General features: G+C 50.2%; 10 protein-coding genes. 3 read left to right on the plus strand and 7 right to left on the minus strand.

Going from position 1 to position 13,036, the window contains the following annotated elements:
• Positions 1-6: 6 nt before the first annotated feature.
• On the minus strand, positions 7-1,281 hold the full coding sequence (locus ACZ5ZZ_RS10185) for an NfeD family protein (protein WP_464139216.1): 1,275 nt from the start codon (positions 1,279-1,281) through the stop codon (positions 7-9).
• Complete coding sequence (locus tag ACZ5ZZ_RS10190; protein WP_464117099.1) at positions 1,278-1,778, minus strand: hypothetical protein; 501 nt, start codon at positions 1,776-1,778, stop codon at positions 1,278-1,280. The genes ACZ5ZZ_RS10185 and ACZ5ZZ_RS10190 overlap by 4 nt, the downstream gene beginning before the upstream one ends.
• Before the next feature lie 158 nt (positions 1,779-1,936).
• Between ACZ5ZZ_RS10190 and ACZ5ZZ_RS10195 the strand changes: the two genes are divergently transcribed.
• Positions 1,937-2,143, plus strand: a complete 207-nt coding sequence (locus ACZ5ZZ_RS10195; protein WP_464139218.1) for a hypothetical protein — start codon at positions 1,937-1,939, stop codon at positions 2,141-2,143.
• A 12-nt stretch (positions 2,144-2,155) separates the two neighbouring features.
• Here ACZ5ZZ_RS10195 and ACZ5ZZ_RS10200 read toward each other — a convergent pair whose 3' ends face one another.
• Together ACZ5ZZ_RS10200 and ACZ5ZZ_RS10205 are read right to left on the minus strand one after the other, a co-directional pair.
• Positions 2,156-3,214 carry a hypothetical protein gene (locus ACZ5ZZ_RS10200; RefSeq protein WP_464139219.1) on the minus strand — a complete coding sequence of 353 codons (1,059 nt, stop codon included), beginning with the start codon at positions 3,212-3,214 and terminating at the stop codon, positions 2,156-2,158.
• Between the two features lie 155 nt (positions 3,215-3,369).
• Positions 3,370-4,569: an MFS transporter gene (locus ACZ5ZZ_RS10205; protein WP_464117109.1), complete on the minus strand. Its 1,200-nt coding sequence runs from the start codon at positions 4,567-4,569 to the stop codon at positions 3,370-3,372.
• Positions 4,570-4,646: 77 nt separating this feature from the next.
• Here ACZ5ZZ_RS10205 and ACZ5ZZ_RS10210 point away from each other — a divergent pair, with 77 nt between their 5' ends.
• Positions 4,647-5,051, plus strand: a complete 405-nt coding sequence (locus ACZ5ZZ_RS10210) for an Ig-like domain-containing protein (RefSeq protein WP_464130941.1) — start codon at positions 4,647-4,649, stop codon at positions 5,049-5,051.
• Here the strand turns inward: ACZ5ZZ_RS10210 and murJ are convergent.
• Genes murJ through uvrB form a run of 3 tightly spaced genes read right to left on the minus strand, consistent with a single transcriptional unit; the run spans position 5,048 to position 10,567 of the window.
• Complete coding sequence (murJ, locus tag ACZ5ZZ_RS10215; RefSeq protein ID WP_464139221.1) at positions 5,048-6,610, minus strand: murein biosynthesis integral membrane protein MurJ; 1,563 nt, start codon at positions 6,608-6,610, stop codon at positions 5,048-5,050. The genes ACZ5ZZ_RS10210 and murJ overlap by 4 nt on opposite strands.
• Entirely contained in the window at positions 6,607-8,505 is a 1,899-nt protein-coding gene (uvrC, locus tag ACZ5ZZ_RS10220) for an excinuclease ABC subunit UvrC (protein WP_464139222.1), read from the minus strand. The genes murJ and uvrC overlap by 4 nt, the downstream gene beginning before the upstream one ends.
• On the minus strand, positions 8,492-10,567 hold the full coding sequence (gene uvrB / locus ACZ5ZZ_RS10225; RefSeq protein ID WP_464117112.1) for an excinuclease ABC subunit UvrB: 2,076 nt from the start codon (positions 10,565-10,567) through the stop codon (positions 8,492-8,494). Before uvrB ends, uvrC begins: the two co-directional genes overlap by 14 nt.
• 122 nt (positions 10,568-10,689) lie before the next feature.
• Between uvrB and ACZ5ZZ_RS10230 the strand changes: the two genes are divergently transcribed.
• Positions 10,690-12,993, plus strand: coding sequence for a penicillin acylase family protein (locus ACZ5ZZ_RS10230; protein WP_464139224.1), 2,304 nt, complete (start codon positions 10,690-10,692; stop codon positions 12,991-12,993).
• Positions 12,994-13,036 lie beyond the last annotated feature (43 nt).

Raw genomic sequence — 13,036 nt, forward strand, 5'->3', positions numbered from 1 at the left:
TTCTCCTTATTTAATTTTTTTCACATTCAACGTCAGACCCTGGCGTCCCGTCACATGAACGCGGTCTTTTTCCTGCAACGGGTCTTCTGAAACAAAGTTCCAGATCTCACCAATGATCTCCACCTGACCACGGTGACCGTTGCCTTCCACCGTCATGACAATTCCCTCGGAACTCTGCATTTGAGCATCGGAATCCCTGGTTTTCATACGGATGGTTTTTAAGGCCAAATAACCAATGCCCAGGAACAAAACTCCCAGAACACCCACAACAGAAATAATCAAAGAAAGAGGCAGGCTGTAACCCGTCGTCTGAGCATCAAACAAGAACACACTCCCCACAAAAACGGCGATCAATCCACCAATACCCAGGGCTCCAAAGCTTGGAATGAACATTTCCGCAACCAGAAACGCTATTCCCAACAGAATCAAAGCAAGCCCACCCCAGGTCACATCCAGCTTATGGAACGCCACCATCGACAACACCAGACCAATACCACCGATCACTCCCGGAGCAATCAATCCCGGATTCGTAATCTCGACATAAAGCAGGGCCAGACTTCCCATAAACAGCAGATAAGCAAATTCGGGATCGGCCACAAAACTCAGAACTCTGTAGCGAATATCGGGAACAAACTCCTGCAGATCATGAACGGCGACCACGGAAGTCTCTTTCTTTTCCCCGACAATAACTTTGCGCCCCTGGGCTTTTTCCAAGAAGTCCAGCTCGGAGGCCGCCAGAATATCCAGCGCCCCTTCCTGATGCGCCACTTCGCTGCTGAGGGATTTGGCTTCCGTGATGATTTCTTTTGAAAACTTCAAACTGCGCCCACGAAGCTTGGTCACACCTTCCATCCAACTGACGGTGTCGTTGACAAGTTTTTTCCGCAGGTCTTCCGGAGTTTCCCCACCCGACCCCAGAATCGGAGTGGCGGCCCCAATGTTCGTGGCGGTCAACCCGCCGTTCACATGGCAGGCCTGCAGAATGATAGCACCCGCACTGCCCGCATGACCGCCACGAGGCGCGATCAGACACAGGTAAGGAATCGGAGACGCCAAGATACGCTCGACGATCAGACGCGTGCTTTGCAGGCTGCCGCCCGGTGTATTTATGCGCAAGTACAGCGAGCTGCATTTGCTTTCAACAGCGCGGCGTTCGGCCCGCTCAAGATAGTCCGATGTCGATGCTGAAATGGGTTCATTGATTGTGATCGCGGTGGTGCAGTCAGCCTTTGCCGCCGCCCCTGCAAAAAAGACCATGAACAGCAACATCAGGAACTTCATACACCCAACTCCTTCATCACTTTTTGCAGATCATTCCAGACCACTTTTTTTGCACCCGGATCCTCTAACAAATACGCCGGACTGTAGGTTTCAAGCCACTTGCCAGGTCCTTTGAAAATCAATTCGCCGATGTCCTTAGGGAAAGAACTGTAGACGACCACCACTTTGCTTTCGCACACCTTGGCCAACTCGGACGGCAACTGCGAACGATCCTCGACCGTGCAGTCCAGCTCCAGAACCTGCAAATTGCGCAGCTTCATCGCCGCTTTCATCTTCGCAGCCAGATCCTGCACCTCTGGCAAGAACAAACTTTCTTTCTTCTGAGTCAGAATATTTAAAAACACCAGTTCGTAATGGCGCAGCTCGGAAGGATTGAAGGGACCTGTCGAGGTGAAAAATCGAGTCTTGACCGCTTCCGCTTCAGAAGCCTGATCTTGTGAGAGCATAACATTTTGAAGACCCAGGACGTCTTGAAGATACTGGATGTAGTCTTTCATGGCGCCGATTGTATCTGGACCTAGGTTTAGAGACCATAAAAACCGGCCTTAATGCGCTGCTCAAACTCTATGTCATGGCGCATTTTTGTCTCAAGTTGAAACGGATTTTACCGATAAGAAAGGTATCGTTAGCACTGACAGCCTTTAAGGAGGTTCCCATGGAAGTTTTCAGATTCAACATCTTACCTACTGAAGAGTTCCTTAAACGTGAATCTTTCCGTCAGGCCATCAATAACTGCGAGCAATGTGGAACGGCTTTGGAGTTCAGCTACAAACAGATGACTGAATATGCCGTTCTTTCCGAAGAGGCCTCCTGCCCTTGCTGTGAGCAAAAACAGGAAGCTCGCCACCACCGCATCCACTAAACGGACACGGCCCTAGTTCTTCCAATCAAAGTAGGCCATCTCGTAAACAAACTGAAGCATGCGCTCGTAGAGATAAAGAGATTCAGACATCCGCGCAGAACCACCCAATGCCGTCATATAGGAAAGTCCATGGGCATAGGCGCCCATAGCGTCCACCGCCGCCGCCATGGCTTTCGGATGCATCCCCTGCAATTCACGAACTCGCTTTTCACATTGCCTTTGTATGCAGTTCAAATGATCCACCATGGAACTGGTCCCTGCACACTTGGCTTCGGAGTAGTTGGAAAAACCACGTGTCACCGGGAAGTAATCCTCGGTTTCCTGCGCCATGATTCTCATCAACAGGGTCGACATCATATCCAACTGATATTTTTCACAATGGCTCAACTGACGACCTCCCCGTTGACAAATGAAGGAGGCATACTTCATCCACGCTTGGGAAAAGGTCGCCATGGACTGAATCACTTCCTCAGCCACCTGCGGGTCTTCACCAAAATGTGCGCGCATAAAAATAGGAATTTGACGACTGACTCTCAAGAAATGCTCTCGGCTGTTCTGCAAAGAATCCCCTCGAGGGACTGGCGCCTCCACAGAAGGAGCTTCTTTGGGCGGCGCTGTCGGAGGTGTCGGTGGCGCCTTCGGACGCTCTGGCGGAACTGGCGGTTTCCCGTCATTTTCCAACGCTGTCTTGACCTGGCGACACTGCACCTGAACAGCGCAGTCAGCAGAAGAAATCTGATAACCACCGGCCTCGGCATAACCTTCATACTGAATCTGCTGACCAGTGGTGATACGGGCGAAATAAAAATCGTTACTAAATAAACCACCTTCAAGATTCAAGAATACTTCCACCTTGCTGTCTTTAAAGCCTTCTGCAGCCAGATCAAAGCGATACCATCCAAAACCTGTCGCCTCACCCTCGCCGCACTCCCCGCTCCAGGACGCTTGCGCCGGGGCCTTCCACGGCAACTCAGGATGCTGGACCGTACACCCTTCCAAGGTGCGAACTTCGGAGCTTGCATAAGCGGCTCCCGCAACAAATACCAACAACAACGTGACAAAACTTTTCATCAGAACCTCAGATGTTTTTTAATTAAACAGGTTGAAGTTGATAAAAGATTGCCACGAATAAGCCAAGCAGATTTCTAGGCCCCAATTGGTCTTTCGTGTTTGTAATAATCAGAACTGATAAGAATGAAAAAAGTATCTAAAAAAAATGGTAATTCCTAGGTGTCTCGCGGAACGAATTCCTTAAGACCCTTGTAAAACCCTATGAGCGCCAAACCCGTGGCGGCCGCCACTAAGGACAATGAGGTTGTCGTGATGCGCGCCACGGCCCCCCAAGTAATGGCCCCCAACGCCATGCCGGCATAGAACACGGCCAAAAACACCCCCAACATGGTGGCTTTTAAACGCGAAGCCCCTGTGATCTGGCGCGAACTCATGTTCATCAGGGTCGCCAGCACCAGCCAACCAATCCCGGCAAAGAACATCGCCGCACAAACGTACAAATATCCCGGCGCCAGTCCCAGCAGCAAAACGCCCACGGCATAGATCACATAAGATCCCGCCAAGGACTTGTTGGTGCGATGAGGCTGCATGATTTTTTCTGACAAGAAGGCACTGACACAGGCCCCAAGCCCCAAGAACCCCAATAAAGAACCGTATTGCAAAGATGACAACTGCAATTCAATACGCCCGCGGGTCGGGTACAACGCCCACAGTGAAGAGGCAAAGAATGTGACACAAAAGATTTCGGCCCACAGCTTCATATTATGCAATGACAACAAGGGCTTCCAGTCGTTTTCAACAATCTTGATATTCTGTTTTTCGGAAAGATCTTCTTTCACCGGCCATTTCCAGAAAAACAAGATCAACCCCAGAAACGAAAAACTGTTCACCAAAAAAGCGGCGCTGGGACCAAAGCCACTTAAAATCCCCCCGCCCAGCGTGGGACCTAACACCCTCGTGATGTTAATCCCCATGTAATACACAAGTACGGCCTGGGCTTGCATTGGTGTGGGCACCAGGTCCGTCAATACCGACTGAAACGCCGGGTTCGTCAAAGCAAAACCAATCCCCATTACCAGCGATAACCCCAGCAGACTGACTTCACTGACTTTTTCCTGCCAGACCAAATAAGCCAATAGACCTGCGGCAAAGAACATAAGTCCCTGCGCAAACAACAAAACTTTGCGTCTGTGTCCCAAGTCAGAAATATAGCCGGACGGAATGCTTAGGAACAACACTGGCAAACTGCCTGTGAAAGACAGCAAAGAAACCACCAAGGGTGATATCGACAAATGTGTCATCACCCAACTGGCTGCCACATCCTGAATCCAGGTGCCTAGATTTGACAAAAAAGCACAGATCCAAAAGGATCTGTAGACAGAAATTTTCAGAGGAGACCAGACAGAGTCATTCATGACAAGTACAGCATACTCCTGAAAAACTTTGCGACCAATCTCTTCTTGGAAAAAAATAAGGATGTCAGGAGGTGCTTATGAGAAATCTATTAAGTATAATCCTCACAATGACCCTGCAACTTCCCGTTCTTGCCTTGGCCTCCCCGGTGGAGTTGAGGGTGAGCCCCACCACCATCGAAGCTCAATCCAGCAGGTATTATTACTATAACTTCGGCAGCGTGCGAGTGAACTGGAGTCAATATGCCGATCTCTACCTGCGCAACACAGGGCAAGAGCCCCTGCAAATCCGCGGCATCTACATCACCGGCGCCGCTTTCTGGGCCTGGAGCCAATGCCCCGAATTCCTGTTTCCAGGACAAAGCTGCCGGACCCGGGTGGAGTTCCGTCCCTGGCATGAAGGCTACTTCAGTGGCGCTTTAAGATTTAAGTTCCCCGATGGCAATATCATCGTGGATCTTTACGGCTGGGGGGTGCGGTACTAGCGAATACGGCGCAGAACCTTTTGCAAAAGACCCTGAGCCTGCTCGACCTTAAAGGCATATCCCAAGGCAAAATACAGCACTCCGTAAATCACCAAAGCAACCGCCGCGCGAATGATCACATGAAGGGAAGAATCCACCGCCAGGCGCACCACCAGGGCGCCTGCGCCCGCTCCAACCAGAGCCATCAACCACACTTTAGCTTGAAAGTTTAGTGGCAAGCCTGTTTTGCCGATTTTTTTGTTTAAGGCCTGACGAAGCAGGTAAAACTCAATCCAGGCCGCAACCCCAGCAGCCACTGTCAAACCCACTGTGCCCCACTGACGATCAAAACCCAAAGCCTCTGGCAGGTAGAATCCCCCCAGAACCCCCAACACCGTTGCGAAGATCACACGCACAATCGCAAACTGCAAGGGTGTTCGAGTGTCCTTCAAAGAATAAAAGGTCGACGAATACAAGCGTCCCAAAGTAGAAGCCAAAAGTCCTACCGTGTACCCGACCAAAACCAGCCAGACATAACGGGTGTTATCGGCTTGGAATTGACCTGTCTGAAAAACGGCTCCGACAATCAAATCCCCCAGAATAACAAACCCCACAACCGACGGGATAATAAAGAAGGCAATCTGCTGCAAACCGCGATTCAGACGACCTTGCAGGTAATGACGAATGTCCTCTTCGCTGCCCGTGGCCTGTGACATGGCCGGAAGCTCGGCCGCAGAAACACTCATGCCGAAAAGACTGACCGGAAGCAGATACAAAGTTTGCGCATAGGCTAACGCGGAAACCGCCCCCGTCGGAAGCAAGCTGGCCAAAACGTTGTCAATATAGGCACTGATCTGAACCACACCACGAGAGAAAACCACGGGCACGAAATTGCGAACCACCGTGCGCACAGAGGATAAATTTAAATTCAAAGATGGAGAAATCTTTTTCCCCAATCTTAGCGCCGAGGGAAGCTGAATGAAGAACTGCAAAAAGCTTCCCGCCACAAGTCCCCATGCCACCGTCACGGCCAGGTCAAACTGCCCTTGTTTGCCACCCCATAAAACCAGCGCAGCAATAATCGACAGATTCCAAATCACAGGAGCGACATACGAAAGGAAAAAGCGACGGTGCGAGTTCAAAATCCCCAAGCACCATGCCGACATCACCAAAAAGCCGGTTCCCGGGAAAAGAATCTGAACAATCTGAATCGTCAGAGTGCGTTTTTCACCCGTGAAGCCCGGAGCAATAAGATCAATCAAAAAAGGTGTGGCGAAAACTCCGCCCAGAACCAAAAACGACGTCAGCAAAAACAACAAACTGCCAATGACAGAGGCCACTTTCGCGGCCTCTTCATCGTGTTTTTTAGCCAAAAGCTGGGCATAAACCGGGATGAAGCTGGCTGAAAGCACACCCTCACCAAAGAGATTCTGTAAAAAGTTAGGAATTTTCAGGGCGGCCTTAAAAGCATCCCCGGCATCGGAGTTCCCGAAAAAGTGGGCGAACACCCGTTCGCGGACCAAACCCGCGATCCGGCTCAAAAATATTCCCAGTCCCACTAAGAGCGCATGACTCTTCACTCTTCAACCTCTGTTTCTTCTTCTTCGCCTTCGTTTAGCTGAAGCAGAATGCGCTCGGCAAGAACTCGGTTGAAAGTCTTTAGCTTTGCGATCTCTTCAGGATCGGCCATTTTGATTTCATCAATAGACTGGAATCGAGTCAAAAGAAGTTTCTTCCTTTTTTCCCCTAACCCCACAACATAGTCCAATTCACTTTCAAGTGAAGTGCCTTCCCGCAGTTTGCGGTGATAGGTGATGGCGAACCGATGGGCTTCGTCACGAATACCCGTTAAAATATGCAATGCCTCTGCATTGTGCTTGAAAATCACCGGATTGGATCGCCCCGGCAGGAAGAAACGCTCTTCCGTGGACTCCACCTCCTGCTTCTGGAAGTCACTTTCTGTGCGGGCTTTGGCCAACCCCACCACAGGAATGTCCTTGCGTCCGATTTCTTCCAGAATTTTCATCGCCTGCGCCAATTGCCCTTTGCCACCATCGATCACGATCAACTGCGGATCTTCGTACTCACTGTGTTTGAATCTGCGACTTAAGACCTCATACATTGAAGCAAAGTCATTGATCCCCTGCACTGTTTTGATTTTATAGCGGCGGTAATGCTCTTTCGCAGGGACTCCATCTTCAAAGACCACCTGAGAAGCCACCGTCTCGGCCCCTTGGAAGGTTGAAATATCATAACACTCAATTCGACGCGGACGATCTGTAAGACCAAAGCGTTCTTTGATCTCGTCAAGCCCCCGCAGCTTTTCCTCGGACTTGGAAACATACTTCAGGAAGTGGGCCTTGGCATTGTCATGGGCCATTTCCACCAGATTGCGTCCGCGCTCGTCCGTCGCAAATCTTACCACGGTCTTGCTGCCCGAGCGTTCTTTTAAGACCTCTTCCATTAACTTCGTCAGGTCATTGCCAATATCCAGTGGCAACAAAACTTCGTCTGGAATGAAGTTGTCATCATAATACTGATTCAAGAAGTCCACCAGCCACTCGCGCGGATCCTCGATGGCATCGTTGGGATCAAAATGCGGAAGATAATGCGATCGGGTTCCGATCACGCGACCCGCACGCACGTGGACGGTCTCAATAAGACAGCCACGCTCATCACCAAAGAAGCCCACAGCATCCTGATCTTTTTCCGAGGTGTCGTTGATGACGGCCTGTTTTTGCAAGATCGCCTTGATCGACTCCACCGAGTCACGCAACCTGGCCGCCACCTCAAACTTTTCTTCGTCCGCCGCCGCCCGCATCTTTTCAGTCATGGCTTTGACCACTTTACGGTTCTGACCTTTTAAGAATAACTTCGCACCTTCAATCTCGCCACGATAGTCATCCTTGGTGATGTACTCCACACAAGGGGCCGTGCAACGGCCAATCTGATAGGTCATGCAAGGGCGTTTGCGGGTTTTAAAAACCGCATCCGTGCAATCGCGGATTTTGAAAGTTCTGTTTAAGAAACGAATTGTGCCCTGCACCGCCAGACCCGAGGTGTAGGGACCAAAATAAAGAGACCCGTCTTTTTTCACCTTTCGCGCCAAATACAGGCGCGGGAACTCATCCCCCCAACTCAGGCGGATGTAGGGATAGGCTTTATCATCCCGCAGACGGATATTGTACTTCGGACGGTGCTTTTTAATCAGTGAGGCCTCAAGCAGGAAGGCTTCAACCTCGGTTTTAGTCAGAATGTATTCAACTTCGTTGATGTTGGAAACCAGAAGTCGGGTTTTAGGCGAATGGTCCTTGCTGTCGGTGAAGTAGCTGCGCACCCGACTGCGCAGATTTTTGGCTTTGCCGACATAGATGATTTTGTCGGCGCTGTTTTTCATCAGGTAAACACCACTCTGCGTGGGAAACTCTTTGACCTTGTCGCGAACTTCCTCGAAGCGAGAACTACTTGAGGCCATCTTTGACAGCCTCCGCGCTTTCAGCTTCCACCTCGCCACTGCGGACGTTCAATTCCACAATCTGCAGACGTTTGATTTCATCGCGGATTTTAGCCGCTTCTTCAAACTCCAGGTTCGCTGACAGCTCTTTCATACGTGCACGCAGCTTTTCGATTTCCTGCTGGATCTTTTCCGGCTGATGCGCAAATTTGTTCATGATAGCAGCGGACTTGTTCGCTCCGGCCAAAGGAGTCGATACAGTTCCATCAAACAGCTCACCCAGACCGTCTTTGATTTTCTTCTTCACGGATTGTGGTGTGATGCCGTGAGTTTCGTTGTATTCAGCCTGAATACGACGACGGCGTTCTGTTTCGTTGATCGCCTTTTGCATGCTTTCCGTGATCACGTCCCCGTACAGAATCACCCGGCCATTCAAGTTTCGGGCCGCGCGCCCAATGGTTTGCACCAGGGATCTTTCCGAGCGCAGGAAGCCTTCTTTATCGGCATCGGTGATACCAACCAGACTGACCTCCGGGATATCCAGTCCTTCTCGCAGCAAATTGATTCCCACCAGGACATCAAAGACGCCCAGACGCAAATCCCGCAGGATCTCCATACGTTCCATGGTGTCGATTTCACTGTGCAGGTATTTGACTTTGATACCGAGGTTTTCGTAGTACTCCGTCAGATCTTCCGCCGAGCGCTTGGTCAGTGTTGTGATCAGGACGCGCTCTTGTTTTTTTACCCGTTCGCGGATTTCTTTTAACAAGTCATCCACCTGATGTTTGACCGGACGAACTTCAACAACAGGATCGATCAGGCCCGTCGGACGGATGATCTGCTCGACAATCACACCTTCGGATTTTTGCAGCTCATACACACCCGGGGTTGCCGATACATAGACGACTTTATCCATCATCCGTTCAAACTCCTGGAAGTTCAAAGGGCGATTGTCCAGTGCTGATGGCAGACGGAAACCGTGCTCCACCAGATTCATCTTGCGCGCCCGATCCCCGCGATACATGCCACCGATCTGAGGAATAGTGACGTGGGACTCATCCACAAACGTCACAAAGTCTTTGGGGAAATATTCAAGCAAAGTCGGAGGCGGCTCCCCCGGCCCACGACCAGTCATATGACGAGAGTAGTTTTCAATACCCTGACAAAAACCCATCTGCTCCATCATCTCGATGTCGTAATAGGTTCTTTGTTCCAGGCGCTGGGCTTCCAGCAGTTTCATTTCTTTATTGAGCTGTGCCAGGCGGTCACGCAATTCATCCTGGATTGTTTTAATGGCGTGCTTCAGGCCCTCATCACTGGTGACGTGGTGACTTCCCGGATAAATACCGACCTGATCCAGCTCTTCCAAAACCTGACCGGTCAAAGGATCAATCCATGAAAGACGCTCGATAAAGTCCCCAAAGAACTCCACCCGCACGGCGCGCTCTTCTTCATACGGAGGGAAGATTTCAACATTATCCCCGCGCACCCGCACGGTTCCGCGCGAAAAGTCCACGTTGTTGCGCTGATACTGAATGCGTATCAATTCCCGCAACAGATGATCCCGCTTCATCTCGGTGTTAGAGACAATTTGAATCATCATGCCTTCATAGGCTTCCGGAGAACCCAAACCATAAATACAAGACACGGAGCTGACAATAATCACATCCCGACGATCAAACAGGGATCTGGTGGCCGAGTGGCGCATGCGATCGATCTGCTCATTTATGGCCGAATCTTTTTCGATGTAAGTGTCTGTCGAAGGAATGTAGGCTTCTGGCTGGTAGTAATCATAGTAGCTCACAAAGTACTCAACAGCATTGTGAGGGAACAGCTCTTTGAATTCGGCATACAACTGCGCCGCCAGTGTTTTATTCGGAGCCAAGACCAGCGCTGGTTGATTCAAATTGGCAATCGTATGGGCCATGGTGAAGGTCTTACCTGACCCGGTCACCCCCAGCAGCGTCTGATGTTTTAATCCTGCCGCAAAGTTTTCAGCAATTTGTTCAATCGCCTTTGGCTGATCACCAGAAGGTTTGAAGTCTGACACCAATTGAAAGTTCTTTTTGTAGGTAGAGCCCATCCCTCCAAGAATAGCACTTCCTTATGAAAGTACCCGCACTTTTTTGACCCTAGCCCCGCGTTATATGCGAGGTGGCATTAAAGGTCCTTGCCTCGGTGCAGACGTCAGTTGAGAGTTCTAGGATGAAACTATTCAAGCGAAGCCTTCTCGTATTTACAGCACTGGTTTTGATCCTGACTGTTGGCGCCTATTACTTTATGCGCCAGTCTTTGCCGCCCATGGAAGGAAAGCTCACTCTTGCAGGTCTGAGTTCCCCCGTCTTGGTCATTCGCGATCAGTACGGAATTCCTCACATCAAGGCCACGACGAAAGTGGACGCCCTGCGCGCCCTGGGATTTGTCATGGCCAGCGAAAGGCTGTTTCAAATGGAACTGTCCCGGCGCATGACTCAAGGGACTTTAAGTGAGGTCTTCGGTGAGCTGGCTTTAAAAAGTGACAAGCTGTATCGCAGCTTGATGCTGCGCCGATCGGTTGAGCGCATGATTGAAAAAGAAAAACAAGAAGGCCGTTTCGACCAGCAGATGTGGAACGAAATGCAGGCTTACTTTGATGGCGTTAACGAATTCATCAAAACCCGCCCCCTTCCCTATGACCTGCAAATTGTCGGCATCAAACCTGAACCCTTCACGCCATGGGATGCCTACGTCATGACAGGTCACATGGCCTACAGTTTTGGCATTGCCCTGAAAGCGGATCCCCTAATGACTGAATTTGCCAAAACCATGCCCGAAGATGTTTTTCAGGCTTTACGCAATGATCCGCTAAAAGCAACCCTGAAGATTTCTTCCTGGTCTGAATCCCTGGCCCCCTTCGTACTGCCAACTGAAAACCTTTTTGCCGGCAGTTTTGAAGGCAGCAACGCCTGGTTGATCTCTTCCGACAGATCTCAATCCGGCAAAAGTCTTTTTGCCAATGATCCGCATATTGGCTTTTCTCATCCGGCCACCTGGGTTGAGGCCCATATTCAAACTCCGGACTTTGAGCTTTACGGACACTATCTGCCTTTGGTTCCCTTTGCTATTCTGGGGCACAATTTCCATCATGCCTGGGGCTTTACCATGTCTCTGGCTGACGACATGGATCTTTATGCCGAGACCCTGAACAAAGAAAAAAAGACGGTCGTTTTTGCTGGCAAAGAAGTCCCTTATCAGGAATGGACCGAAATCATTAAAATCAAAGACCAGAAGGACCTGATCTTGAATATGATTGAAACCCCGCATGGCCCGATCATGGACGAAACCCTGGAACGCAAGAGCCTGGCTTTAAAATGGGCTTATCATCGCCCGGACAACAACCCCATGAAGGCTCTGCGTGAAATGGCCGAAGCTAAGAACATGGCGACTTTTGAAAAAGCTTTGCAACATGGCACAGCTCCAGGACTCAACGTCATGTATGCCGATGCAGACAACATCGCCTGGTGGATCTTTGGCGACATAGCCGTCAAACAAAATCCGAATTCAGATATGATCTTAGATGGCGCCTCGGGCAAGGATGAATACGTTCGTGTCCTGTCGTGGCAGGAAAAACCTCATCAGATCAATCCCCCCTCCGGCATCATCGTGACAGCCAACTCCCGCCCGCCAGGACTGGATTCGTTAATTCGCGGCGACTGGCAGTCAGACGACCGCTATCAGACCCTGACACGCGCTTTAAGCGAAAAAGACCTGTGGAGCGCTGAAGACGTCAAAAACCTGCAAACTGAAAACTACAACTACCAAACACGACAACTTCTAGACAGACTTCTGGAAAATCTTCTTTTAAGTGAGTCCGACAAACAGCGCTTTGATAAGGAAATCACAGCCCTGAAAGCATGGAATCTGCACTCTGAGATTGATTCCACCGAGGCAAGCCTTTATCACCAATGGAACAATGAAATCGTGCTGACCCTGGTTGAACGAATGCCCGCAGACCAGCGTGCGACTTATTTGACAACCCCTTACGCCTGGTCGTTCTATGAAAGAACAATGCTCAATGAGGCCTCGCCATGGTGGGCAGATCATAATAAGTCTGAAGTCATTTCCACAGCATTTTTAAAGGCGATTGATAAAGTGCGCGGAACAACTTGGGGCGAACTTCACACCGTCGAATACACTCACCCGCTAGGACGCAGTTTTCCGCTGAATAAAATTTTTAACATCGGGCCACACCCCATACCCGGCGCCTATAATGAGATCAACAACAACAAAATGCGTGGACTGGGAGGCGACTTCAAAGTCGTCGCAGGCCCCTCCACACGACGCGTGATTGATTTTGCCCACCCTCAGGAAAGCTGGGGTATTAATCCCATCGGCATCTCGGGTCATATCTTGTCCCCGTTTTACAACGATCAGGTGCAGATGTTCCTTGAAGGAAAGTACCGTCCGCAACATATGAGTGATGAAGGTATTCAGAAAAACATTCGCTACGAGATGACTTTAGTGCCTTGACTCATGAGCGTGCGGGTCAATTAAGATAGATAGACAACTTCGA

Source organism: Bdellovibrio sp. HM001 (assembly GCF_055397275.1).

Coding starts and splice junctions, on each gene's coding strand:
- ACZ5ZZ_RS10185 (WP_464139216.1), bottom strand. CDS start 1,281: ATGAAGTTCCTGATGTTGCTGTTCATGGTCTTTTTTGCAGGGGCGGCG.
- ACZ5ZZ_RS10190 (WP_464117099.1), bottom strand. CDS start 1,778: ATGAAAGACTACATCCAGTATCTTCAAGACGTCCTGGGTCTTCAAAAT.
- ACZ5ZZ_RS10195 (WP_464139218.1), top strand. CDS start 1,937: ATGGAAGTTTTCAGATTCAACATCTTACCTACTGAAGAGTTCCTTAAA.
- ACZ5ZZ_RS10200 (WP_464139219.1), bottom strand. CDS start 3,214: ATGAAAAGTTTTGTCACGTTGTTGTTGGTATTTGTTGCGGGAGCCGCT.
- ACZ5ZZ_RS10205 (WP_464117109.1), bottom strand. CDS start 4,569: ATGAATGACTCTGTCTGGTCTCCTCTGAAAATTTCTGTCTACAGATCC.
- ACZ5ZZ_RS10210 (WP_464130941.1), top strand. CDS start 4,647: ATGAGAAATCTATTAAGTATAATCCTCACAATGACCCTGCAACTTCCC.
- uvrC (WP_464139222.1), bottom strand. CDS start 8,505: ATGGCCTCAAGTAGTTCTCGCTTCGAGGAAGTTCGCGACAAGGTCAAA.
- uvrB (WP_464117112.1), bottom strand. CDS start 10,567: ATGGGCTCTACCTACAAAAAGAACTTTCAATTGGTGTCAGACTTCAAA.
- ACZ5ZZ_RS10230 (WP_464139224.1), top strand. CDS start 10,690: ATGAAACTATTCAAGCGAAGCCTTCTCGTATTTACAGCACTGGTTTTG.